At 62.6% G+C, this 23,352-nt stretch carries 20 protein-coding genes, 3 tRNA genes and 2 pseudogenes; 12 read left to right on the top strand and 13 right to left on the bottom strand.

Translation table 11 applies throughout. The features are described from left to right. Positions 1–101 precede the first annotated feature (101 nt). From B0G77_RS11895 to B0G77_RS11885, 3 genes are all read right to left on the bottom strand, one after another. Complete coding sequence (locus tag B0G77_RS11895) at positions 102–557, bottom strand: DUF2214 family protein (RefSeq protein WP_133662304.1); 456 nt, start codon at positions 555–557, stop codon at positions 102–104. Between the two features lie 130 nt (positions 558–687). Continuing rightward, positions 688–1,560, bottom strand: coding sequence for a hypothetical protein (locus B0G77_RS11890; protein WP_133662303.1), 873 nt, complete (start codon positions 1,558–1,560; stop codon positions 688–690). Between the two features lie 218 nt (positions 1,561–1,778). Beyond that, a complete protein-coding gene (locus tag B0G77_RS11885) occupies positions 1,779–2,843 on the bottom strand; it encodes a glycosyltransferase family 4 protein (protein ID WP_133662302.1) in 1,065 nt (354 codons plus the stop codon). A 699-nt stretch (positions 2,844–3,542) separates the two neighbouring features. Between B0G77_RS11885 and B0G77_RS11880 the strand changes: the two genes are divergently transcribed. Further along, positions 3,543–5,378 (top strand): ABC transporter ATP-binding protein, encoded by a 1,836-nt coding sequence (locus B0G77_RS11880; RefSeq protein ID WP_133662301.1) that lies wholly within the window; start codon positions 3,543–3,545, stop codon positions 5,376–5,378. Between the two features lie 95 nt (positions 5,379–5,473). Here the strand turns inward: B0G77_RS11880 and otsA are convergent, their stop codons facing one another. Together otsA and otsB are read right to left on the bottom strand one after the other, a co-directional pair. Next, positions 5,474–6,916 carry an alpha,alpha-trehalose-phosphate synthase (UDP-forming) gene (otsA, locus tag B0G77_RS11875; RefSeq protein ID WP_133662300.1) on the bottom strand — a complete coding sequence of 481 codons (1,443 nt, stop codon included), beginning with the start codon at positions 6,914–6,916 and terminating at the stop codon, positions 5,474–5,476. Positions 6,917–6,971: 55 nt separating this feature from the next. After that, positions 6,972–7,721: a trehalose-phosphatase gene (otsB, locus tag B0G77_RS11870; RefSeq protein WP_133662299.1), complete on the bottom strand. Its 750-nt coding sequence runs from the start codon at positions 7,719–7,721 to the stop codon at positions 6,972–6,974. 456 nt (positions 7,722–8,177) lie between these two features. Here otsB and B0G77_RS11865 point away from each other — a divergent pair, with 456 nt between their 5' ends. The 3 genes from B0G77_RS11865 to B0G77_RS11855 are packed head-to-tail and all read left to right on the top strand — an operon-like array spanning position 8,178 to position 10,159. Next, on the top strand, positions 8,178–8,744 hold the full coding sequence (locus B0G77_RS11865; protein WP_133664114.1) for an SCO family protein: 567 nt from the start codon (positions 8,178–8,180) through the stop codon (positions 8,742–8,744). Positions 8,745–8,764: 20 nt separating this feature from the next. Further along, positions 8,765–9,238: a copper chaperone PCu(A)C gene (locus B0G77_RS11860; protein ID WP_133662298.1), complete on the top strand. Its 474-nt coding sequence runs from the start codon at positions 8,765–8,767 to the stop codon at positions 9,236–9,238. 9 nt (positions 9,239–9,247) lie between these two features. Next, complete coding sequence (locus tag B0G77_RS11855; RefSeq protein WP_133662297.1) at positions 9,248–10,159, top strand: cytochrome c oxidase assembly protein; 912 nt, start codon at positions 9,248–9,250, stop codon at positions 10,157–10,159. 78 nt (positions 10,160–10,237) lie between these two features. Here the strand turns inward: B0G77_RS11855 and B0G77_RS11850 are convergent, their stop codons facing one another. Beyond that, positions 10,238–10,735 (bottom strand): GNAT family N-acetyltransferase, encoded by a 498-nt coding sequence (locus tag B0G77_RS11850; protein ID WP_133662296.1) that lies wholly within the window; start codon positions 10,733–10,735, stop codon positions 10,238–10,240. Between the two features lie 137 nt (positions 10,736–10,872). On the opposite strand from B0G77_RS11850, the gene B0G77_RS45530 reads away from it, so the two are divergent. Then, entirely contained in the window at positions 10,873–11,004 is a 132-nt protein-coding gene (locus tag B0G77_RS45530) for a hypothetical protein (protein WP_347814159.1), read from the top strand. 59 nt (positions 11,005–11,063) lie between these two features. Here the strand turns inward: B0G77_RS45530 and B0G77_RS45525 are convergent, their stop codons facing one another. Continuing rightward, a complete protein-coding gene (locus B0G77_RS45525; RefSeq protein ID WP_347814158.1) occupies positions 11,064–11,270 on the bottom strand; it encodes a diguanylate cyclase in 207 nt (68 codons plus the stop codon). A gap of 243 nt (positions 11,271–11,513) precedes the next feature. Between B0G77_RS45525 and B0G77_RS11835 the strand changes: the two are divergent. From B0G77_RS11835 to B0G77_RS11825, 3 genes and pseudogenes are all read left to right on the top strand, one after another. After that, positions 11,514–12,074: pseudogene (locus tag B0G77_RS11835) on the top strand (DUF2252 family protein); the annotation flags it as partial. Between the two features lie 149 nt (positions 12,075–12,223). Continuing rightward, complete coding sequence (locus B0G77_RS11830) at positions 12,224–13,453, top strand: ISL3 family transposase (protein ID WP_133662124.1); 1,230 nt, start codon at positions 12,224–12,226, stop codon at positions 13,451–13,453. A gap of 34 nt (positions 13,454–13,487) precedes the next feature. After that, positions 13,488–14,150: pseudogene (locus B0G77_RS11825) on the top strand (DUF2252 family protein); the annotation flags it as partial. 468 nt (positions 14,151–14,618) lie between these two features. Here B0G77_RS11825 and B0G77_RS11820 read toward each other — a convergent pair. From B0G77_RS11820 to uvrC, 5 genes are all read right to left on the bottom strand, one after another. Further along, positions 14,619–14,692, bottom strand: a tRNA-Cys gene (locus B0G77_RS11820). Between the two features lie 113 nt (positions 14,693–14,805). After that, positions 14,806–14,881, bottom strand: a tRNA-Gly gene (locus tag B0G77_RS11815). 62 nt (positions 14,882–14,943) lie between these two features. Further along, positions 14,944–15,019, bottom strand: a tRNA-Gly gene (locus B0G77_RS11810). Between the two features lie 139 nt (positions 15,020–15,158). Further along, positions 15,159–15,752, bottom strand: coding sequence for a CDP-diacylglycerol--glycerol-3-phosphate 3-phosphatidyltransferase (gene pgsA, locus B0G77_RS11805; RefSeq protein WP_133662292.1), 594 nt, complete (start codon positions 15,750–15,752; stop codon positions 15,159–15,161). 131 nt (positions 15,753–15,883) lie between these two features. After that, the gene (gene uvrC, locus B0G77_RS11800; protein ID WP_133662291.1) at positions 15,884–18,028 is read right to left on the bottom strand and encodes an excinuclease ABC subunit UvrC; all 2,145 of its coding nucleotides are present in this window, start codon (positions 18,026–18,028) and stop codon (positions 15,884–15,886) included. Between the two features lie 109 nt (positions 18,029–18,137). Between uvrC and earP the strand changes: the two genes are divergently transcribed. From earP to B0G77_RS11780, 4 genes are all read left to right on the top strand, one after another. Continuing rightward, positions 18,138–19,334 (top strand): elongation factor P maturation arginine rhamnosyltransferase EarP, encoded by a 1,197-nt coding sequence (earP, locus tag B0G77_RS11795; RefSeq protein WP_133662290.1) that lies wholly within the window; start codon positions 18,138–18,140, stop codon positions 19,332–19,334. 216 nt (positions 19,335–19,550) lie between these two features. Beyond that, on the top strand, positions 19,551–20,108 hold the full coding sequence (efp, locus tag B0G77_RS11790; RefSeq protein WP_133662289.1) for an elongation factor P: 558 nt from the start codon (positions 19,551–19,553) through the stop codon (positions 20,106–20,108). 268 nt (positions 20,109–20,376) lie between these two features. Then, a complete protein-coding gene (locus tag B0G77_RS11785) occupies positions 20,377–20,589 on the top strand; it encodes a CsbD family protein (RefSeq protein ID WP_133662288.1) in 213 nt (70 codons plus the stop codon). A 234-nt stretch (positions 20,590–20,823) separates the two neighbouring features. Next, on the top strand, positions 20,824–22,206 hold the full coding sequence (locus B0G77_RS11780; protein WP_133662287.1) for a sigma-54 dependent transcriptional regulator: 1,383 nt from the start codon (positions 20,824–20,826) through the stop codon (positions 22,204–22,206). 75 nt (positions 22,207–22,281) lie between these two features. On the opposite strand, the gene nagZ is transcribed toward B0G77_RS11780, so the two are convergent. After that, on the bottom strand, positions 22,282–23,310 hold the full coding sequence (nagZ, locus tag B0G77_RS11775) for a beta-N-acetylhexosaminidase (protein WP_133662286.1): 1,029 nt from the start codon (positions 23,308–23,310) through the stop codon (positions 22,282–22,284). Positions 23,311–23,352: the final 42 nt, after the last annotated feature.

The raw sequence follows: 23,352 nt of genomic DNA, 5'->3' as shown, positions 1-23,352 counted from the left end.
ATCGCTTGCGGCCACGGACACGGGAACACTGGCGATTGATCGTTAACCGTTTTCTTGCATTGGCTAAAAAACGGGCATCACGAAGCAGGCAGGCCCTGCTCTCAGTCTGGCAACCCCACTCCCCGCGACATCCCTGAAGCGGCGAACACCATGACAATCAGCAAGATCGTCTGGACCATACCGATGCGCGCAAAATGGGTCGCGCGGCTGAGATCCGGCACGCGGCCCTGTCTGACGGCGGCACGCCAGCGGATGAGCGCCATCATCGGCGCGATTTCGAGCAGGAGAATCAGGATCAGCGCCGCCATCTTGAGGTGAAAGAGCGGCTCATGGAGATAATATCCACCGCCTTTTTCATACCCACCGAACGCGCGCATGCCGCCGGTGATGATCAGGACGAGCGCCGAGAGCCCCCACCCGGCGTCCGCCTGAAAGATGGCAGGCACATTTGCGGGGCTCGAGGTGCGACGCAGCGCCCACGAGCGGCCCAGAATCGAGGCAAGCGCGACTCCGAACGCGAGCAGGTGAACTGCGGCAAGCAACCAGCGAAACAGCATGGCGACTCCTTCGAAGCGTTCTAAACGATCGCTGTACGTCGTGACGTTTCAGACGCCGGGCCGCCCCTTTGACCACCGACGTGCGGCCGCTCTGGGCGACGCGGATCGTGCAGGCCCGGAATCGAGCGGCTCAGGCCTGCCGCAGCATGGAATCGAGCGCGCGGGCGGCGACCCGATCGCCTTCCGTTATGAGCTGCGCGCTAAAGACGGTCTGCCGGTTATGCCCGGCCGCAGCGGGCGAATCCCACAGCAACTCGACCTTCGGACGCCGCCGCAGGCCCGGGAGGCCCGCGAGGCTCGGGCTTCGAGAGGCGACCGCCACCGCAGGACGCGTCGCATACGAATCCACGCCAGGCTCGTCCATTGCGGGTGGCGTCGGGTCTGCATCGGCGGCACCCGCATCGTCCTGCATGGTAGCCGGCCAGCGCACCGACAGCTCGCGCGCATCGTATTGGCCAACCTTGCGGCTCTCAGCCCAGACGATCGCGGTACGGGTAGCCAGATCGAGCGCCACGGCGTAGCGGCCGATCGCAAAGCGGCGCGCGGCAATGTTCGTGCGCCATAGCGCCCGCGGCCGGCAGATCCTCAGAACCGCGGCATAGAGCGCCGGCGCCGCCACCAGCCAGCCGTTGGTCGTCGCAATCGCATTGATCGTGCGGCGCCAGCCGGCTGTCCAGACGAACGCCCCCACCGACCAGATCGCAAACACAAAACCAAGAAGCGCAAAGAGCCGCAACGACTGCCGAAGCCACTGCGGCAGCGGATGAAACGGCCGCTCGGCCCGGGCATGCGCGCCGGGCAGGACGATCACCAGGAAGATGAAAACAAGGTTGATGCACGCCCATGGCGACGACACCATCGCGAGGAATGTCGTAAGGCTCAACCCCATCTCCGACATCGAAAACAGCCAGCGAGCCAGAATCACGAGACCGATGGCGCGCAGCGCGAAAATCGTTCCGGCGCCAGGCGCCGCGTTCGCACGCGTTTCTTTCGTTCTCGCCAAGGGATCCTCCTGTCGTCGGCAGCACCGCTGGGGGAATTTTGCGGCAGGGCCATTATAGGGACATTGCCGCGACGGCTCACCGTTCGCGACGTCGAATCAGCGCTTCTGTCGTGAAGACGCGGCGCGCATGCAACAACGCCCTGCATGCCGGTGGCATGCAGGGCGTCGCTGGGGAACGGCTTGCCTTGGGGCCGCGGGAGCGGCCCCAGCTTAAACGCCTAGCCGGCGTTCACTTCACGCAGCACGGTGCGGCGCTTCTGGCGCAGCAGTTCTTCATACGAAGCGATGTAGTTCTGCGCCATCACCTTCGACGAGAAGCGTGCCTCGAACGCCTTGCGCACGGTTTCGCGCGGCAGCGTGTGCAGACGCTTCACCGCTGCCACGGCGCTGATTTCGTCTTCGACGACGAAACCAGACACACCATTTTCGATCACTTCCGGTACCGAGCCGCGTTTGAACGCGATCACCGGTGTACCGCAAGCCATCGCCTCGATCATCACCAGACCGAACGGCTCCGGCCAGTCGATCGGGAACAGCAGCGCGTGTGCGTTGCCGAGGAATTCGGTCTTCTCGGCTTCGCAAATTTCGCCGATGTATTCGACGTGCGGCAGCGACATCAGCGGCTTGATGACCTCGTCGTAGTACGCGCGGTCGGCCTTATCGAGCTTGGCTGCGACCTTGATCGGCATGCCAGCCTGTTCAGCGATACGGATGGCCGTGTCGAGACGCTTTTCCGGCGAAATGCGGCCGAGGAACGCGAGATAGCTCGGCTTCACGTCCTTGATCGGCTTGAGCAGGTTTTCCGGCAGGCCGTGATAAACGGTCGACAGCCAGTTCGCCTGTTGCAGCGGCGTACGCTGGTTATCCGAAATCGAAACGACCGGCACGTCGCTGAACGTGTTGAAAATCGGCTGCAGTTCCGGCAGGTCGAGACGGCCGTGCAGCGTCGTCAGATGCGGGGTCGGCTGGCGCGAAAACAGCGAGAACGGGTAGTAGTCGATGTGGAAATGCAGGACGTCGAATTCGTCCGCGCGGCGGCGCACTTCTTCGAGCAGCAGCATGTGCGGCGCCATCGTGTCGCGGATCGTCGGGTCGAGGCGCAGCGCCTGCGGCCAGAACGCTTCGAGTTTCGCCGAAGTCTGCGAATCGCCGCTCGCGAAGAGGGTTACATCGTGTCCCAGTTCGACCAGTGCCTCGGTCAGGTACGAAACCACACGTTCCGTGCCGCCATAAAGCTTGGGAGGAACCGCCTCGTGCAACGGAGCGATTTGAGCGATTCGCATAGTGGTGAACTCCTGAAAAAAATTCAAAGACTGCTGTTTGTTTAAAGCGACTCACCCGCTCGCCCCGGGCAGTCCGAAACCTTTGGGATCCGGCCTGTTTCGTTCGGGAAATTCTGCGATTGATCGCTGGTAAGGATGCCCAGACTGGTCATCGTCACCAGGCGGCACATTCGGCGTAAACGCACGGGAAGCGCAGTCGTTGACAAACTGTCAGTTTTTCGTGGGCACAACCGAGTCCGCATTATCGGTGCCAGGAGCCTCGCGCGATCCCAAACCTTTCAAAGTCTTTATCTTGTTACAAAGGCGAAACACTTTGCAAACCCTTGTTTTGTAAGACAGTTTTACATTGAAAGACCTGCCATCAAGACCGGTATCCGCGGACCATTCCAATCCCCTGCTGCCCCGGCCACATCGCCTTGCGTCACCCGCGCCGGGACTTGACTGAATGCAATTTGTAATTATATCTCGAAAAATTCGCCCACCGGGTGAACCACCGTCTTACGGACGGGTCGAGCAAGGCATACATTGGTGATATGCGTCGCGCGAAAACGATGGCTGTCTTTTGTTCATCGTTAGTCTGAACCACTCTACGTAACGGTATTTGCATGTTTACAATGCCGGGATGCGCGCTTTTGTCGCAATTTTTGCGGCGGTTGCCAGTTCAGCGAGCAACCGCTCTAACACGACCATACGAACACATTGGAACATCTGACCATCGCCCAGCGTAATGCCCACAACGCAAAGCTCGCGAGCTTTGCGCACCGGCCGCTTGCGTTCCTTTTCCGCTTCATCCGCCGCCACCCGGTCGCCCACACGATCGTGCTGTGCAGCGTATTTGCGGCCGTGGGTTGTGCGCTCGCTTCGCAGTACGCGATCAAGCACCTCATCGACGTGCTTGCCGGGGGCCGGCATCACCCGGGCCCGCTGTGGGGTGCTTTCGCGATCCTCGTCGGCCTGATTGCAGCCGATAACTTGCTGTGGCGTGTCGGCGGCTGGGTGGCCGCGCATACCTTCGTCGCGGTCACCGGCGATCTGCGGCGCGATCTGTTCCAGTATCTGAGCGGGCACTCCCCCACGTATTACTCGGAAAAACAGCCGGGCATGCTGGCGAGCCGTATCACGGCGACCTCGAACGCCGTCTACACCGCCGAAAACACGATGGCCTGGAACGTTCTGCCGCCTTGCATTGCGGTGCTCGGCGCGATCGTGATGATCATCACCGTGAATCCGCTGATGGCGTGCGGGCTGATGCTGTGCTCGGCGATCCTGTCCATCGTGCTCTACAAGCTCGCCGGACGTGGCTCGGCGCGGCATCATCATTTCGCGACTAAGGCGGCTTCCGTCGACGGCGAACTCGTCGACGTGATCAGCAACATGAGCCTCGTTCGCGCGTTTGGCATGACGCTGCGCGAGCAGACGCGCTTTGGCGCCACCGTCAAGGCCGAAATGGACGCGCGTCAGCAGAGCCTGCTGTACCTCGAAAAGCTGCGGTTGCTGCATGCGGTGATTACGGCGCTGCTGTCGGCTGGCCTCCTCGGCTGGGCGTTGTGGCTGTGGGATCAGGGCCGCGCGACCTCGGGCGACATCGTGCTCGTGAGCTCGCTGGGGTTCACGATCCTGCACGGCACGCGCGATCTGGCCGTGGCGCTCGTCGATGTGACCCAGCATATTGCGCGGCTCGCCGAGGCAATCAGGACGCTGCTCGAACCGCACGGCATGCCGGACCGCTCCGACGCAAGCGAACTCGTGCCGCAAGGCGGGCGCGTGGACTTCGAAAGCGTCACGTTCGCGTATCCGCGCCGCCGGCCGATTCTCGATCACTTCGATCTGCATATCGTGGCGGGGCAACGCGTCGGGTTGATCGGCAAGTCGGGGGCGGGCAAGTCCACCGTGCTCGCGCTGTTGCAACGCTTCTACGAGACGCAGGGCGGCCAGATCAAGATCGACGGTCAGGACATCGCCACGATCACGCAGGACAGCCTCCGCCACACGATCGCGCTCGTGCCACAGGACATTTCGCTGCTCCATCGTTCGGTGTACGAGAACATCGCGTACGGTCGCCCGGAGGCGTCTCGTGAAGAAGTGCTCACAGCCGCCCGCGAGGCGCGTTGCGCGGACTTCATCGAGGCGATGCCCGAGGGTTATGACACGATCGTCGGCGACCGCGGCGTGAAGCTGTCGGGCGGCCAGCGGCAGCGTATTGCGATCGCGCGGGCCATCCTGAAGAACGCGCCGATCCTGCTGCTCGACGAAGCGACCTCGGCGCTCGACAGTGCTTCGGAAGAAGCGATCCAGAAGGCGCTCGACCGGCTGATGGTCGGCCGGACCGTCATTGCGATCGCGCACCGGCTGTCGACGCTGCACAACTTCGACCGCATCATTGTGATGAGCCAGGGCAAGGTGATCGACGACGGCAGTCCGGAAGAGCTGCGCAACCGTCCCGGGTTGTATCGCGACCTGCTGTCCAAACAATACGGCAAGGGAACCACGCTGCACGTGGGCGGCAAGAAAGTCGACGAGCAACCCGTGGCTTGAGCGAAGTCTCTCTTTGCCGGGCCCCTGGAACAAAGACGCCGCTTCGGAGCGAAGCGGCGTTTTTTTCATCGCTTGCAGCAGCTAGCGATCCGGCGTCACCTCAACGGGTGAAGTGGCGGCCGCGCGCGTCGCGGCGCGGCGCGCCGCTCTGCTCCTGCGCTCTGCAGGTCGCGCATGAAGTTGTCGCGCCACACCGACACATTGTTTTCGCGCAGTTGCGCAATCATGTCGCGATAGCGCGCCTGGCGTTCCGCGAGCGGCATCTCGAGCGCTGTGGCCAGCGCCTCCGCCATGCCGTCGATATCGACAGGGTTCACGATGAGCGCGCCGGTCAGCTCCTGTGCCGCACCCGCGAAGCGCGACAACACCAGCACACCGGGATCGTCGGGATCCTGCGCCGACACATACTCCTTCGCGACCAGATTCATGCCGTCGCGCAGCGGCGTCACGTAGCCGACGTGCGATGCGCGAAAGAGCGCAGCCAGCACCGGCCGTTCGTACTGTCGATGGATATAGCGGATCGGCGTCCAGTCTAGTTCGGCAAAACGGCCGTTGATACGGCCCGACTCGCCTTCCAGTTGCAGCCGGATGTCCTGATAGGCGTGCATGTCGGCGCGCGTCGGCGGCGCGATCTGCAGGAACGACACTTTGTTGCGTTGCGCGGACGAATGTTCGAGCAGTCTTTCGAAGGCGCGGAAGCGCTCGACGAGCCCCTTCGAATAATCGAGTCGATCGACACTCATGATCAGCTTGCGCGAATGGAGCGTCGCCTTCATCGTGCGCACCGGCTTGCCGCTCTCGCCCGCTTTCGCGAGCTCGGCGATCTCGTCCGGATAGACGCCGATCGGGTAGGCCGCCGCGTGCAGTGTCCTGCCGAACGCGTGCACGGTCATCGGACTGCCAGCCAGCGACGCTTCGACCGAGCCGTTCGCTTCGTGCACGATGTAGTCGCAGAAGGAGCGCAGATCCGGCTCGGTCTGAAAGCCGAGCAGATCGAACGAACAGAGCGCCTCCACGAGGTCGCGATGCGGCGGCACGGCCAGCAGCACCTGCGAAGCGGGAAACGGAATGTGCAAAAAGAAACCGATGCGATTCTTCACGCCCGCGGCGCGTAGTGCCTGCGCGAATGGAATCAGGTGATAGTCGTGGACCCAGATGACATCGTCGGCCTGCAGCAGCGGCACGAGTTGCTGCGCAAGCCACGCGTTCACGCGGCAATAGCCTTCGAAATCGTGACGGTCATACTGGACCAGATCCGCGCGATAGTGGAACGCAGGCCACAGCGTCGCGTTCGAGAAGCCGCGATAGTACTGGTCGTAATCGCGCCGCATGAGCCCGATGGTCGCAAACGTCACCGGACCGCGTTCTTCGACGCTAATCTGCGGCTGACCGGATGACAACACGTCGCCGCTCCAGCCGAACCACATGCCGCCGGTTTCCTTGAGCGCATCGTAGACGCCCACTGCCAGCCCACCTGCCGCGGGGCCGCCTTCCGAAATCGGTGCGACCCGGTTCGATACGATGATCAGTCGACTCATGAAGCGCAATTCCCATGCTGGAAGAGATAGCCGCTGACGGCGTGCCACTCGATCGTCACGCCCTGCCCCCCGCAGCCACAATCGATGCGAACCACTGAATCAGTGCGTTCACGGATTCGATGCGCGTTTTCGCGATCGTATCCCCGCCACCGACCTTGATCGACAGGCCGCCGTACTCGTTGACGACAGCGAAGCCTTTTTCGTCGGTCAGGTCATCGCCCGCGAACACCGGCTTGCGGCCGGCGAACGGCGGCTCTCCAAGAAAGGCCCGCAGCGCGCGGCCCTTGTCGACGTCCTTGGGCTTGATCTCGTAGACCATTTTGCCGGGCTGCAGCACGTAAGCGCCGGGATAATCGGCAACGAGCCGGGTCGTCGCCGCGCGCGCGACCGGTTCGCGATCGGGCGCATTGCGGTAGTGCAACGCGACCGCCGCCCCCTTGATCTCCAGCAGCATGCCGGGATTCAGGCGCACGACCTCCGCCAGATCCTGTTCCATCCGCAGGAGTCGCTCGTCGTTGAAACCAACGCGTTGCGTGTCGCCGTTCGCGTCGCGCCGCTCAGCGCCATGCAGACCGGCGATCGGCAGATCGGGCAGACCGAGAAACGAATCGATGCTGTCGATGCCGCGGCCCGACAGGATCGCCACCGCGCCGTTCGTCTGGTGCCGCAGTGCGCTCAGCAGATCGATGACCTGCGGTTGCACCAGCACGCCATCAGGCGTCGGCGCCAACTCGACGAGCGTGCCGTCGAAGTCGAAGAAATATGCAGTCTCGCTGGGAGACAGGACAGCCGGAAGTGCTTGCATCGTTTTATCTTGCCTTTCGGCCGCTTGCAGCCGGAAAAGTGTGCGCATCTTACCGCGCATCCGCCATTTTTTCGAGAAAGTAAGACTGGACGCCCGGCTGGAAGGGCCGTCGCGCCGGTCCAGCCCCTGCATTCCGTTCAAAAACAGAACAATGGGGCTTCAACCAGCTTTCAGCCGCATGCGGCAAATTGCCCCGCTTACCCCGTGAGCACCGCCGTCGCCCGACGTGGCCGGCCGAATTGCGATACAGTCGCAGCCAAACGCGCGTTGCCGGTATCGGACCGATTCTCTCTGAACCTGCAACGGCGACTGCCCTGATCAATCGAGTCATTGACATCGCCTTTGTTCCCCTTCCCCCCGTCCACGCGCCAGAAACGAGGCGAACCGCTACATGATGCGCCGTATCGGCGACAGGCGAAATCCGCAGCCCGCGCCGGACTGGCGGGGCTGCTGGCCATGCTGGGCACGCTCACCCTTGCCGCCTGCTCGCACCAGGACACGCCATGGCAGCTCACGAACGTCACAGGCCACCTGCCGGATCTCCAGTTCTCGCTTACCGCCGATGACGGCAAGCCCGTCACCGCCGACTCGTTCAAAGGGCGCGCGTCGCTCGTCTACTTTGGCTATACGCATTGCCCGGACGTCTGTCCGGAGACGATGGGCCGTCTGATGCAGGTGCTCGGCAAACTGGGACCCGAGAGCCGCCAGGTGCGCATCCTGTTCGTCACGGTCGATCCGGCGCGCGACACGGCTCAGGCGTTACACGACTACGTTGGCGCATTCGACGCACAGCATGCGCGCGGCCTGACGGGCAGCGACGACCAGATCGAATCGCTCGCAAAACGCTACCGCATCGCGTACCAGATGGAGAAGCGCGATCCGAAAGGCAACTACGAGGTAACGCATAGCTCTGCTGTCTACGTCTTCGATGCGCGGGGACGAGCACGTCTGCTCGTCACCGATCGAGATTCGCCCGACACCATCGCGCAGGATCTGCGCCGTATCATCGAAACCCATTCCTGATCCCTATCGTGAGTTCAGCCATGTCGATCCAGATCAAGAACAAATCCCCCGCCGCACTGGCCGCTGCTTTGGCGGCCGCCTGCCTGCTTTCGTTCAGCGCCACCGCGCAGGCGGCTGGCCCGCAGGCAATCGCGGCGCAGAATGCGTGGGTCCGCTGGCTGCCGAACAACCTGCCTGCCGCCGCCTACGTCACGCTCGTCAATGCCGGCGACAAACCCATCGACCTCATCGACATATCGAGCAGCGACTACGGCAGCGCGATGCTCCACCAGACCGTATCGAACGGCTCGACGCAAAAGATGGTGATGGTCGACAAGGTGACCGTGCCCGCTCGCGGCACGGTATCGATCGCGCCGGGCGGCTATCACGTCATGCTCGAAGATGCGAAGCACAAGATCGCCCCGGGCGATACCGTTCATTTGCAGCTGAAGTTCTCCGATGGCGAAACGCTTGACACACCGTTCGCGGTGAAGCCGCCATCACAGACGAAGTAGCGCAACGCGATGAACCTGCTTTACTGGCTCGATCCCTGGGAGTTTTCGCCGACGGTCATCGTCGCGGTGCTGATTGCGGCCGTGCTGTTCACGCGCGGCGTGCGCAAGGCGAGGGTGTCGTTCGCCCGTCAGTTGTCCTTCTGGTTCGGTCTTGCCGCGCTGTACGTCGCGCTGCACACGCGGCTCGATTATTTCTTCGAGCATGAATTCTTCATGCACCGCGCCCAGCACCTGGTGCTGCATCATCTCGGCCCGTTCTTCATTGCGCTTTCGTATCCCGGGGCGGCGCTGCGCGCCGGGATTCCGTTCCGCTGGCGGCAACGCTTGGTGCGGCCAGCGCTAAACGCCCGCGCGGTGCGGGCGGTGCTCGATGTGCTGCTGCACCCGGTCGTCGCCGTCCTGCTGTTTGTCGGGCTGATCTATTTCTGGCTGCTGTCGCCGATTCATTTCATCGCGATGCTCGACTGGCGGGTTTATCGGGTGATGAACTGGAGCATGGTCATCGACGGGCTGATGTTCTGGTGGCTCGTCCTCGATTCGCGGCCGGCGCCGCCGGCGCGGCTGTCGCCCGGGCGGCGGGTTCTGGTCGTGGTCGCGGCGATTCCGCCACAGATCGTGCTCGGCGCATTCATTTTCTTTTCGGCGCGCGAACTGTATCCGGTGTACTCGATCTGCGGCCGCGCATTTACCTGGCTAAGCCCGATGCGCGATCAACAGATCGGCGGCCTGTTGCTGTGGATTCCGGGGTCGATGATGAGCGTGATCGGCGCCGTGCTTGCGCTGCGTCATCTGATGCGGCTGTCGGCTCGCGCCCGGCTGCGCGATGAGCGCATTCCGGCTCCCGCCGGCTTGCCGGGTGCGACGAATCCGGAAGGTGAGATGGCCACGCATTCGGGTTCGATTCCCGCGCGGCAGAGCTGATCCAGTTGGCCATGTCAGCCGCTCCGGCGCTGACACCCGGTGTTGCCCGATCTTGCCCCTACTGCAAGCGACGAAATCTCAGGCGGAGCGCATCCACACGTGCGGAATGCCATCCTCGTCGTGAACCTCTGAAATCGGTTCGAAACCGAACGCGCCATAGAAAGGCTGCAGGTGCGCCTGTGCATGCAGCCGCACGGGGGTGCCTGGCCACTGCGCGTAGATATGGCTGAGCGCCCGCTCGAGCATCTTATTGCCAAGCCCCTGGCCGCGAAATCCTGCAGTTGTCAGCACGCGGCCAATGCGGATGTCGGCTTCCTCTTCGTCCGGCAGCAGTACCCGAAGATAACCGGCCAGCGGCGCCCGACCCTCGCCTGCCTTGTCCACGCCATAGGCGAACAGATGCCACGCGACCGTATCGAGGCCGTCGACATCGCCGTACACGCAGTTCTGCTCGACGACGAACACCGCGCTGCGGGCCGCCAGCATGTCGTAAACCTCTGCGGTCGTAAGGTCGTCGAATGCTTTCCAGCGCCATTCGATTTCCGGTTTCTGCGAAGGGGGCAAAGACTGAGTCATGGAATCTGCTTCTGAAGGGGTACGCATGCGGCGGTGCAGGTGTGCACACGCCAGTGCCGAATTATGCCGCGACGCGCCGCCAAGGCCAATCCCGGTCCTAACGCCGGTATGGCGGAACCCGCAGCTTCGACACCTGTTTGTTTGCGTTACATCGCGGCGTCGGCTCGCGCGAGGAGATCCGCGACGGCTCGAAGCCGAGCCGGATCGAAGGCGATCTGACCGACGCTGTAGCGAACGTCGTAGCCGCGCTCGGCGAGGCGATTGCGTAAGTTGAGGCTGTCCCGAAGACGTTACATGATCTGCGCCGTCGTATCCGCGCTGGCGTCAGTCAGCAGCGCGACTCGTCGCCGCCGAGCCGGCCAATCACATCGCTCTCGCGCAGAGCGTCGCACAACGCGTCGGCGAACATCATCAACGCGCGATCGCCTTCCGCATGACCGTATGTGTCGTTGATGAGGGCGTCACGCCGCTCGAGCAGCACATTCTCGAGACGCAGCGCGAAGTGCTGGCGGGGCGGCCCGGATGGGGGCAGCAACCCGGGCAGGGTAACAGCGCCAGTGCGTCCAGACGTCCCGCGTGGCGCGCCCTGCTGATCGAGTCGGACGCGCGTGCGGTTGCCGAACCGGGCGCAAAACGGGACGCATAACCGGCACGCAAACCGGTCAATCCATGACGAGCGCCGCTTCGCCTGTCACTCCGGATGGCGCACAATGGCCGGAGCGGCCGGTCCATGCGGGAAAAGGGTCGGGCCACGCGGCGAATCGAATAGGAGCCCGTCATGCTCGATGTTGCAGCAGAGATCGCAAACTTCAACACCGGACGGGATCCCGAACGACTCAGCATGAAGTACGAGCTGATGCGCACGTCGGCGTTCGTCTTTCTGCGCGGTACCTGCCACCTCTTTTACGCACGGTTGCCATCGGGTAGCGTGATCGCCGGCACACCGGCGACCTGGATCTGCGGCGACATGCATCTGGAAAACTTCGGTAGCTACAAGGGCGACAACCGCCTCATCTATTTCGATATGAACGACTTCGACGAGGCCTGTCTCGCGCCGTGTCTCGCGGAGCTCGTGCGCCTTCTGACGAGCGTGCTCGTCGCCGCCGACAGTCTGCAGGTCAGCCGCGCAGAAGCGCTCGCGCTCTGCCACACGACGATCGACTCGTACAGCGCCGTGCTGCGTTTCGGCAAGGCGCGGTGGATCGAAGAAGAAACCGCGGAAGGGATGGTGCGCGAGTTGTTCGAGGTATTGCACGAGGGCACGCGCGTCGATCACCTGAACCGGCGCACCGATCTGAAGGGCAAGAAGCGTGTCCTGAAGATCGATGGAAAAAAGGCCTATTTCAAATTCCGAGTGGCTGGTTTGGCGGGTCAAGTACGGGCGTCAGCCCGGCGAAGCGAATACTTGACGCGCGTTGAAGAAGTAAGCTGGGACAGGGCTGGTTGCGGCAGAATGCGGCAACCAGCCCTGCAAGACAACGTGAACCGATGAACCAGACCCAACTGTTTGAAGCCGCCTTGGGAATCAAGGCCCCGTGGTACGTGCAAGGCGTCGATTTCGATGCCGCGCGGCGTGAACTGACCATTGCCGTGGACTTTGTCGCGGGTACGCGCTTTCCCTATCCCGGCGTCGCGGGCGAGCATCCGGCTCACGACACCCAGATCAAGCGGCTGCGCCACCTCAACTTCTTTCAGCACGAGTGCTATCTGGAGGTTCGGGTGCCGCGGGTGCGTCTGCCGGACGGCTCGGTGCGCCTGGTCGAACCCGACTGGATAGGCAAGCTGGACGGCTTCACGCTGCTGTTTGAAGCGCTCGTGCTGACGCTGTGCCGGGAGATGACATTTGCCGCGGTGGCCCGCGTGGTGAACCTGTCGTGGCATCGGGTGAAGGCCATCTGTGACCGTTACGTGGACCTGGCCGTGGCCGCGACCGACCTGTCCGAAGTTACCGCGGTGGCCATTGACGAAACGTCGGCCCGACGTGGGCAGGACTATATCTCGCTGGTCGCCGACATGGACGCAAGGCGCGTGGTCTTCGTCACGCCAGGCAAGGATGCCGGCGTTGTCGAACGCTTTGCCCGGCACCTGGAGGAACATAATGCCACGCCTGCACAGATCGAATCGGTCAGCATCGACATGTCGGCTGCCTTCATCAAGGGCGTGGACGAACACCTGCCCGACGCGCGTGTGACCTTCGACAAGTTTCATGTCGTGGCGCATGCGTCCAAAGCGCTTGATGGTGTGCGCCGCGCGCAGCAGAAAACCGATCCCTCGCTGAAGGGCATGCGCTGGTCGCTGCTCAAGGATGCCGAGAAACTCGATCTCGCGCAACTGACCGATCTCGAGGCGCTGATCAGCCAGTACGCCACCAACCGCACGGCCCGAGCGTGGATGTACCGCGAGCAACTGCGCGAGATTCTCGATCGCAAACAGATCCACGTCGTCTCCAAAATGCTGCGCCGGTGGTGCGGCAACGTCATGCGTTCCAAGGTCGAGCCCATGAAGGACGTCGCGCGCATGATCCGTCGTCATTTCGACGGCATCATCGCGTGGGCGCAGACACGCCAGACCAATGGATTCATTGAGGCGATCAACGGCCTGTTTCAGGCCGCCAAGCGCAAGGCACGGGGATACGCCAGCTTCAAGACCATGCGCACCGTGCTGTTTCTCATCGCGGGCAAACTCGACTTCTCAGCACTCAATCCGCATGCCTCGTGAGCCGCATTACCCACTGCGCTTTTAAAAGAGCCGAAAAAAGGCGCTTCCTGTGAGCGATGCGGCGCGTCTCGCCGTGACTGCCTTCATGAAAAAATTCTCGGCCGGCGAGCCGAATCCCGCGTTCTTCAACATGCTCGATGTTGCACGCCGAATTGCGGGAACGGGCAGCCTTGGCGTCGATCGCTACGTGATTCTGGTCGAAGGAAAAGGCTCGCCCGATGGTAACTATCTGCTCGATCTCAAGGAGGCGTTGCCGTCCTCTGTCGTGCCGCATGTGAAGACGAAGCAACCCAAATGGGACACGGAGGCACAACGCGTCGTGGAAGTCCAGCACCGCGCGCAAGCTGTCTCGCAAGCGTTCCTGCACGCCGTCCAGATGGACGGCAAGGCATATGTGCTGCGCGGGCTGCAACCGTCCGAAGACCGCGTCGCGCTCGCCAACTGGAACGGCAAGCTCTCCCGGCTCGAGTCAGTCGTGAACAACATGGCCGAACTGAGTGCATGGTCGCAGTTGCGCAGCGGCGGACGCCAAGGCTCGGCCATCGCTGACGAACTGATAGCGTTCGGCAGTCGCCGTGACTGGCAGATGCCGCTGATCGAACTTGCGACTGAGTGCGAGACGCAAGTCAAGACAGACTGGCGCGCGTACTGCGAGGCATACGACAGCGGTCGATTCGGGCCGCCGGTGAAGGGTTAGATACGCGCGTCACCAACGCTGTCGCGCTGCCGATTCAGCGAGACGTCGTTGGCTGCGTCGTTAGAACAGACGGCCTGTTTGCCGAGGCGATGCTTGCGCAACAGTCGATGCAAAGGTCGAGTCTTGTCAATCGATCGAAGGTGGCCTTCAACCGATCCGGATGCCAGCATACGTGTATCCCATCCATCTGCTGACGACTCACGCGGCGACCTGGAGACTGCAATGCTTTCGGATCCTGAAGTTGTCCCAGCTGTCGTTATCCTGAGCGTGGTGTCGTCGATACTGGCATGGATTGTGGCCAGCCCTCGCGTTGTGATGATCACATGGACACGGCTTGACCAATGACGCCGGTTTCCGTGACTCAGACTGTCTCAATGTGAAGGTCAAACTACCGGTGACTGCTTCAGTCGGCGGACGCGCCGCAGAAAAAAGAAAAGCCCCGACGAGTCGGGGCTTTTCTTTAACTGCTGGAGGCGCGAACCGGAGTCGAACCGGTCTAAACGGCTTTGCAGGCCGCTGCATAACCGCTTTGCTATCGCGCCGTAAGCGGACCGTCAAGCCGACATGACAAGTTGCATCATCCAACGGCTCGAAGATTTGTGCGATGGCCAACCGGCCTGCCAAACAAAAAGGGAAGCTTTGCTTCCCCTGTGTCTGGAGCGGGAGACGAGTCTCGAACTCGCGACCTCAACCTTGGCAAGGTTGCGCTCTACCAACTGAGCTACTCCCGCGTTGTCCCGCTAAACAACATCCTGCTTTTTATTCCACTACGGCAAAACGCTGCTTCGAAATCTGGAGCGGGAGACGAGTCTCGAACTCGCGACCTCAACCTTGGCAAGGTTGCGCTCTACCAACTGAGCTACTCCCGCGTTTTGCTACTACCTGCTGCTATTACTACTAATACTGCTTCCCACCTTCCGTTACAGAACCGCGTGCACCGGAGAGACGAGATTATGTATAAAGCGCTGAAACGTGTCAACCCCTTTCACGCAACCAGATGAATCCGCTTCACACGATGCCGCCCCGCTCTCGAATCTGCGGCCATGCAAGCTTCATGTAGTACAGCATCGACCAGATCGTCAGTATCGCGGCAAGATAGATCAGCCAGCCACCCCACACGCGCGTGTCGATCGACAGCCCGGCGCCTAGCGGCACTGTTTCGTACAGCAGCAGCATCGGAATCGCGACCATCTGGCACGCCGTCTTGAACTTGCCGAGCGAATTCACGGCGACGCTCTTCGATGCACCGATCTGCGCCATCCACTCTCGAAGCGCGGAAATGGCGATTTCACGACCAACGATCACGAGCGCAATCGCCGCATCGAGTCGCGCCAACTGGACCAGCACGAGCAAAGCGGCGGTCACCATCAGCTTGTCGGCAACCGGATCGAGGAACGCGCCGAACGCCGACGTCTGGTTCCATCTGCGTGCGAGATAGCCGTCGAACCAGTCGGTCAACGCCGCCAGGATGAAGATCACCGCAGCCGCCAGATTGCGGTGCGCGGGGAGCATCATCGTGTCGGGCAGGTAGAACACGCCCACGACAAGCGGGATCAGCACGATCCGCAGCCACGTCAGAAAGATCGGAAAATTAAACGGCATGGGCGGAGGCCACGTCTGACAAGGGAGATGCAATTGTGCCGTGTCGTGGAGCCTGCTACAAGCAACGCAGGCGTAGCGGCGCGCGTGCCTGCAGGGTTGCGGGGCCACGCTACGCGGGCCATGTGCTCACATCAATGCAATTGCCGGTAGATTTGCTCTGCGAGCGAACGCGAAATGCCCTCGACGCTCGCCAGATCGTCGACGCTCGCCGCCACCACGCCACGCAGACCACCGAAGCGCGCCAGCAGCCGCTGGCGACGTTTCGCGCCCACCCCTTCCAGTTCTTCGAGCCGCGATGTCTGCCGGGTCTTGTCGCGCTTCGCGCGCATGCCCGTGATCGCAAAACGATGCGCTTCGTCGCGGATCTGCGCGACGAGCATCAGCGTCGCGCTTTCCTTGCCGAGTTCGAGCGGGGTGCGGCTGTCAGCGAAAATCAGGGTTTCGAGACCGACCTTGCGGCCCTCTCCTTTCGCCACACCGACCAGCATGCCGGTGTCCAACCCGACTTCAGTGAAAACCTGGCGGGCGATTTCGACCTGACCCTTGCCTCCGTCGATCAGCACGATATTCGGCAATGTCCCGCCCGCAGCGACGGGTTCAGCGGCCTCCGAAGTGATCGCCAGGTCCGGTGCGTCTTCGGGTTGCAAGGTAGCCGCTTCATCCGCGGCGTTCTGCGCGGCCTGCGCGACCATCTTTTCGTAGCGGCGCGTGAGGACCTGGCGCATCGCGGCATAGTCGTCGCCGGGCGTGATGCCCGTGATGTTGTAGCGCCGGTATTCCCCAGACTGCATCTTGTGGTGGTGATACACCACGCACGAAGCCTGCGTCGCCTCGCCCATCGTATGACTGATGTCGAAGCATTCGATGCGCAAATGCGCGAGGTCATCGCATTCGAGGCCTAGTGTGTCGGCGAGCGCACGCGTGCGCGCCTGCTGCGAGCCCTGCTCGGACAGAAGACGCGCCAGCGCGAGCCGCGCATTCTGCTCGGCCATCGAAAGCCACACGCGCTTCTGGCCTTGCGGTTGGCGCAGCAATGCGACCTTGTGGCCAGCCTGCTCAGTCAGCAGATCGACCAGCTCACGGTTCGACGGCGCGTGACTCACGACAAGCACCGGCGGCACCCGGTTCCCGAGGTAGTGCTGCGCAATGAACGCTTCGAGCACCTCTGCTTCGATGCTTGCGATGCGTGTTGTGCCGGGTTCGGCCGCAGCACCGGATTCGCCGTTGGCGCCCGGTTCGGCGTCCGCGTCCATGTCCGCGTCCGTTTCCGCGGGAAGATCCTGAGCGATCGCGAGTGCGTCGGACGCATCAGCGGCGTCGGCCGCGGCCGAGGCGGTGGCGGAAGCTTCGGCGAGCGCCTCCGCCTCGTCCGGGTCGAGCCCGCCCTCATCGGGTGTCAGCGCTGTCTCGACGTGAGCAGGGAAATACGCCTTGTCGCCGAGATGCCGGCCACCGCGCACCATTGCCAGGTTCACGCAGACACGCCCACCCAGCGCGACGACCGCGAGAATATCGACATCGCTGTCGCCACCCACTTCGATTGCCTGCTGATGCAGCACGGTCGACAGCGAACTCATCTGGTTACGCACCGCCGCGGCCCGCTCGAACTTAAGTTCGGCCGCGAATGCGTGCATCTTCTGCTCGAGTTCGTTCATCACTTCGTTCTGCCGCCCTAGCAGGAAACGCGACGCGTTGGCGACATCGCGCGCGTAGTCTCCCTCGCTGATCGCATTCACGCATGGCGCGGTGCATCGCTGGATCTGGTGCAGCAGACACGGCCGCGTGCGGTTGTTGAACACAGAATCCTCGCACGTGCGAAGCTGGAACACCCGCTGCAGGATCTGGATGCTTTCGCGCACGGCCCACGCGCTCGGGAACGGCCCGAAGTACTGATTCTTCCTGTCGACAGCGCCGCGGTAGTACGCCATCCGCGGATACCTGTGCCCCGTGAGCTTCAGGTACGGATACGACTTGTCATCGCGAAACAGGATGTTGTAGCGCGGCGCGAGTGCTTTGATCAGATTGTTTTCGAGCAGCAGCGCTTCGGCTTCGGAGCGGGTGACGGTTATCTCGACGCGCGCGATACGCGTCACCATCATCGCGATGCGCGGCGACAGCAGCGTCTTCGTGAAGTAGCTCGAAACGCGCTTTTTGAGGTCGCGCGCCTTGCCTACATACAGCACAGCACCGTGCGCATCGTAATAGCGGTAGACGCCGGGCAGATGCGGCAGTTGGGCCAGTACCCTTTTGGGCTCGAAAGCGTCGGAATCGGTCATGCAGGATCAGGCTGGGCACCGCGCGTGCTGCGCGGAAACGGTGGCAAGTGCTTTAGAATCGCCAGTTTAGAACATTCCGCGCGCGTCCGGCCTCCGGATGCCGGCCATCATGTCCTCGCCCGTTCCCCCCGCCACCGCTTCGGCCTCAAAGCCGGTCGCCGATATCGCGTGCGATATATTCTGCGCGGTCATCGACAATTTCGGCGACATCGGCGTCTGCTGGCGCCTCGCCCGCCAGCTCGCGGCTGAGCACGACTGGCAGGTGCGGGTATTTGTCGACGATCTGCACGCGTTTCAGAAGCTCTGCCCGACCCTGTCGATCGACCGGGCGCGGCAGAGTGTCGAGGGCATTGTCATCGAGCACTGGCACGAACCCGCGCACGCAGGCGACACGCTCGAAGTCGCGGATGTCGTCATTGAGGCCTTTGGGTGTGAGTTGCCACCCGTCTACGTCGCGGGAATGGCACGACGAGAACGCGCGCCGGTCTGGCTGAACCTTGAATACCTGAGCGCCGAAGACTGGGTCGCGGACTTTCATCTGCGGCCGTCGCCGCACCCGCGCTTTCCACTCACGAAGACTTTCTTTTTTCCAGGACTCGGCGCCGGAACAGGCGGCGTATTGAAAGAGCGCGGGCTGGACGCCGCACGCACCGCGTTCGCAGCGTCGCCGGATGCCCGCGACGCGTGGTGGCGCAAGACCGTCGGCGCGCCCCCACCCAGCTGCGATGCCACCGTCATTTCCCTCTTCGCATACGAAAATCCCGCGGTGGACAGCCTCCTCGAACAATGGCGCGATAGCACCGGAGAGATTGCCCTGCTTGTGCCTGAAGGCCGGATTTCGGGCGCCGTCGCGCGCTTTTTCGGTTTGCCGGCCTTTGCGGCGGGTTCACACGCCCGCCGCGGCAACCTGACGGCCCACGCCCTCGCCTTCACCGACCAGCCCGGCTACGACCGGCTGTTGTGGGCGAGCGACATCAATTTCGTACGCGGTGAAGACTCGTTCGTGCGGGCGCAGTGGGCCGCCCGGCCGTTCGTCTGGCATATTTATCCGCAGGCCGACGACGCCCATCTGCCCAAGCTGGACGCCGCCCTCGCTCACTATGCGGGCCCGCTCCCCGTCCGAGCCCGCGCCGCGCTCGCGCGCTTCTGGCACGCATGGAACGGCGTGGGCAAGCCCGACTGGGCGGATTTCCAGCGTCACCGCGCTGCATTCGAGGCGCGCGCGGCGAAATGGGCCGGCGAACTCGCAAGCGTCGGCGACCTCGCTGGAAATCTGGCCGAATTCGCAAAAAGTCAGTTAAAATAAGCGGTTATCCAACGGCCGACGACTCAAGCGCGGCCCGATCGCTACGGCACCGCGGGCCACTTCTCGTCCTCGGCAGTTTGCCCCGGGCATCGGCGCCATTCGCTTGTGCGCCCGCAATGATGGGTAAGACCAGGTAAGCGCGCAGGCACCGAATCCGCTTGGGTCGTATGCCGTTGAGCAAAAGTTGAAGCTACTCATTTCGTACAGGACAGTTTTATGAAGATCGCACAGGAACTCCGCACCGGTAACGTCGTGATGATCGGCGCAGACGCGATGGTCGTGCAAAAGGCCGAATACAACAAATCGGGCCGTAACTCCGCCGTCGTGAAGATGAAGTTCAAGAACCTGCTGACGGGCGCAGGCATGGAATCGGTCTACAAGGCCGACGACAAGTTCGACGTCGTCCTGCTCGACCGCAAGGAAGTGACGTACTCGTACTTCGCCGACCCGATGTACGTATTCATGGACGCCGACTACAACCAGTTCGAAGTCGAAGCCGAAATGATGGGCGACGCGCTGAACTACCTCGATGACGGCATGGCTTGCGAAGTCGTTTTCTACAACGAAAAGGCGATCTCGGTTGAACTGCCGACCACGCTGGTTCGTGAAATCATTTACACGGAACCGGCCGTCAAGGGCGACACGTCGTCGGGCAAGGTGCTGAAGACCGCGAAGCTGAACACCGGCTTCGAACTTCAAGTGCCGCTCTTCTGCAACATCGGCGACAAGATCGAAATCGACACCCGTACGCACGAGTACCGCAGCCGCGCCTAAGCCACGCTTAAGCACCGGACCTGCGAGCCGCCCCGGTTTTCCCGGCGCGGCCACTGAAAAAGCGCCCTTAACGGGCGCTTTTTCTTTTTTGCACGACCGTGTATGGTGGAAGAAAACTTTACCGGATCGACGCCCGAATTTCCGGCGCACTTGCCGTCTATTCCCATTTGCAACCAGCAAATCGTTGATAACTCTTGGTTTTCTCCTATGGCACGTTATCTGCTGAAGTGAAAGATATGCCTAAGGAATTTTGACTAGGAGGTCTGGGATGAACAACGATATCGCTGAAGGCAAGTGGAAGCAGGTTATCGGCAAGGCGAAGACGGCGTGGGGCAGACTCACCGACGACGAGCTGAAGAAAGCCGAAGGCCGCGCCGACAGGCTCGCCGGACTGATTCAGGAGCGCTATGGCAAGACGCGCGATGAAGCCGAACTCGAAGTACGCCGCTTTTTCGATGCCAACCGGAAAGATCTGTTCTGATCGCACATCCCGGCGCGACCGACAGTCCATGCGGGCGGCGATGCCGCGCGGACAACCGACAGAGCGGTTGTTACGTCTGCGCCGTTTTGCGCCTCTTTTTACGCGTTTTTCCGGGACAAAGGCCGGTGCGGTTTGCCTGCCTGCCGGTCTGGCTACAGCAGTTGCGCCTGCAGCGGCGCGCCGTGAACCGGTGCCGCAGCAGCGCTTTCCGATCAATTGAACCATGCGTCCACCATGCCACACGCCCTGATTGTCGAAGACGATCCTAACAGCCTGTCCGGCCTGTCCGCGATCCTCGCCGCCGACGGTTTCTCCGTCGATACCGCCACTACACTCGCCGAAGCGCGGGCCGCCCTGTCGCGCTTCATTCCCGACGTCGTGCTGGTCGACCTCAATCTGCCGGACGGCAGCGGGCTCGACCTGCTGCAGCATTTGCCCGCGCAGCCGCCTGGCGGCGCGTTGCCTGTCATCGTGATGACGGGCAACGCCACCGTCGAGAGCGCGATCGAGGGCTTGCGGCACGGCATCTGGGACTATCTGCTGAAACCGATCAATATTCCCCGTTTGCGCAGCCTGCTTGCGCGGATCCCGCGGCCATACGAGCTGACTGAGGAGGTCCAGACGCTACGCGCCACGCTGCGCCGGCTCGGCCGGTTCGGCGCAATGATCGGCCGCAGCAATGTGGTCCAACACCTGTACGACACCATCGAGCACCTCGCGCCGACCGAGGCAGCCGTGCTGATCTCCGGCGAAACCGGCACCGGCAAGGAAATCGCCGCGCGCACCCTGCACGAGATGAGCCGCCGCCGCAAAGGTCCGTTCGTCGTTTTCGATTGCCGCACGGCCGCGCACATGGCAAGCGATCGTCCGCTCGACAGCCAGATGTTCGGCCACGAACGCGGCGCATTCACCGGTGCAGAGCAGCGCGAACCCGGTATTTTCGAAACGGCAAGCGGCGGCACGCTCTTCATCGATGAAATCGCCGAATTGCCGCGCGCGCAGCAGGAAGCCCTGCTGCGCGCGCTCGATTCGCAGACCTTCATGCGCGTCGGCGGCACAAACCAGCTGATGACGGATTTCCGCCTGATCGCGTCGACCCGTAAGGTGCCGCGCTCAGCGGTTGCGGACGGCTCGTTGAACGAAGACCTGTGGTTGCGCCTCGACGCCGCCGCACTCACGCTGGCGCCCTTGCGCGAGCGCGGGGACGATGCTGCGCTGTTCGCGCATGCCACGGTCGACGATCTCAATCATGAAGCGCACGCGCGTGGCCTGACGGGCACAACGAAGCTGATCGCGCCGAACTTCATCAGCGAATGCCTCATGTACGACTGGCCGGGGAACGTGCGCGAACTGCAGGAGCGCGTACGGCGTGCCTATCTGGCGTCCGGGGACGTACTGGAGTCACTGCGCGCCGATGAACCGGGCACACCGGGCACGCGCGACCTGAATGGCAGCCGGGTGCAGGTGACGGTCGGCACACCGCTCGCCGATGTAGAAGAAATGCTGATTCGCGCGACACTCGACGCGGTAGGCGGCACGCGGCATCGCGCGGCGTCGCTGCTCGGTATCAGCCCGAAAACGCTTTATAACAAGCTGCAACGCATGCGTCTGAACTGAAGACGTCTGAACAAGCCGTGCTGAAAACGACGCAGGCCGCAGAAATTGCGGCCTGCGTCGTTTGACTCGAGATACTCAGGGGAATGCGTTGCGCAGCAGCGTTCTGGCCTGCAGGTATTCCGGTTCGGCCATTAGCTTGCTCCACTTCAGCGCCTTGCCGCGCGCGCGCATGCCCTTCAGCCGCTGGCGTGATTCCTTCGACGGCGTGAACCGCAACGCGTCGAGCACCTTTTCTGCTTCTTCCGGCTGGTTGCAGATCAGCACCATGTCGCAGCCCGCTTGCAGCGCGGCCGTCGCGGCTTCGGTGAGCGTGCCGCCCTGGCGCGCCGCTTCCATCGACAGGTCGTCGCTGAAAATCGCGCCCTGAAAACGCAGCCGGCCGCGAAGGATCTCCTGCAACCATACACGCGAGAAACCCGCGGGCTTCGCATCGACCTGCGGGTAGATCACGTGCGCCGGGATCACCGAGGCCAGAGACATCCCAAGCCAGTCATACGGCGCGACGTCGTCGGCAAGGATGACTTCGAGCGAACGGTCATCGGTGGGCATCGCGACGTGCGAATCCGCTACCGCAAAGCCGTGTCCCGGAAAATGCTTGCCGCAGTTGGCCATCCCGGCAAGCGCAAGGCCGTGGTTCAGACTCTTCGCGAGCAGCGTGACGACGCGTGGGTCACGATGAAACGCGCGATCGCCGATCACCTGCGATTGTCCGTAGTTCAGGTCGAGCACGGGCGTAAAACTCATGTCGATGCCACAGGCCCGCAGTTCCGACGCGAGGATGTAACCGACCGCCGTCGTCACCTTGGTTGCGTACAGCACGTCCTTGTCCCACAGCGCGCCAAGCTTGCCCATCGCGGGCAGAACGGTGAAACCGTCGGTGCGGAAACGCTGCACGCGGCCGCCTTCGTGATCGACGGCGATCAGCAGATCGTCGCGTATCGCGCGGATGGCCTCAATGAGCGCCACAAGCTGCGCACGGCTCTCAAAATGGCGTGCGAACAGGATGACGCCGCCCGTCATTGGGTGAGCGAGGCGGCGTACATCGTCATCGGTAAGCGTCTTGCCGACCACATCGAACATCACGGGTCCGGGAGGGTATTTCATCGAATTCGGGAATGGAAGAGAAGCGCGGCGTGCACCGCGTCG

It is taken from the genome of Paraburkholderia sp. BL10I2N1 (assembly GCF_004361815.1).
GTDB lineage: Bacteria > Pseudomonadota > Gammaproteobacteria > Burkholderiales > Burkholderiaceae > Paraburkholderia.
This window is presented reverse-complemented; position numbering and strand designations above follow the sequence as displayed.

Excerpts from the sequence above, each read along its gene's own strand:
- pgsA (WP_133662292.1), bottom strand. The coding sequence starts at position 15,752 with ATGCCGTTTAATTTTCCGATCTTTCTGACGTGGCTGCGGATCGTGCTG.
- otsA (WP_133662300.1), bottom strand. The coding sequence starts at position 6,916 with ATGAGTCGACTGATCATCGTATCGAACCGGGTCGCACCGATTTCGGAA.
- B0G77_RS11850 (WP_133662296.1), bottom strand. The coding sequence starts at position 10,735 with ATGACTCAGTCTTTGCCCCCTTCGCAGAAACCGGAAATCGAATGGCGC.
- nagZ (WP_133662286.1), bottom strand. The coding sequence starts at position 23,310 with ATGAAATACCCTCCCGGACCCGTGATGTTCGATGTGGTCGGCAAGACG.
- B0G77_RS11855 (WP_133662297.1), top strand. The coding sequence starts at position 9,248 with ATGAACCTGCTTTACTGGCTCGATCCCTGGGAGTTTTCGCCGACGGTC.
- efp (WP_133662289.1), top strand. The coding sequence starts at position 19,551 with ATGAAGATCGCACAGGAACTCCGCACCGGTAACGTCGTGATGATCGGC.
- B0G77_RS11830 (WP_133662124.1), top strand. The coding sequence starts at position 12,224 with ATGAACCAGACCCAACTGTTTGAAGCCGCCTTGGGAATCAAGGCCCCG.
- B0G77_RS11895 (WP_133662304.1), bottom strand. The coding sequence starts at position 557 with ATGCTGTTTCGCTGGTTGCTTGCCGCAGTTCACCTGCTCGCGTTCGGA.
- B0G77_RS11785 (WP_133662288.1), top strand. The coding sequence starts at position 20,377 with ATGAACAACGATATCGCTGAAGGCAAGTGGAAGCAGGTTATCGGCAAG.
- uvrC (WP_133662291.1), bottom strand. The coding sequence starts at position 18,028 with ATGACCGATTCCGACGCTTTCGAGCCCAAAAGGGTACTGGCCCAACTG.
- B0G77_RS11865 (WP_133664114.1), top strand. The coding sequence starts at position 8,178 with ATGCTGGGCACGCTCACCCTTGCCGCCTGCTCGCACCAGGACACGCCA.
- B0G77_RS11780 (WP_133662287.1), top strand. The coding sequence starts at position 20,824 with ATGCCACACGCCCTGATTGTCGAAGACGATCCTAACAGCCTGTCCGGC.
- otsB (WP_133662299.1), bottom strand. The coding sequence starts at position 7,721 with ATGCAAGCACTTCCGGCTGTCCTGTCTCCCAGCGAGACTGCATATTTC.
- earP (WP_133662290.1), top strand. The coding sequence starts at position 18,138 with ATGTCCTCGCCCGTTCCCCCCGCCACCGCTTCGGCCTCAAAGCCGGTC.
- B0G77_RS11885 (WP_133662302.1), bottom strand. The coding sequence starts at position 2,843 with ATGCGAATCGCTCAAATCGCTCCGTTGCACGAGGCGGTTCCTCCCAAG.
- B0G77_RS11860 (WP_133662298.1), top strand. The coding sequence starts at position 8,765 with ATGTCGATCCAGATCAAGAACAAATCCCCCGCCGCACTGGCCGCTGCT.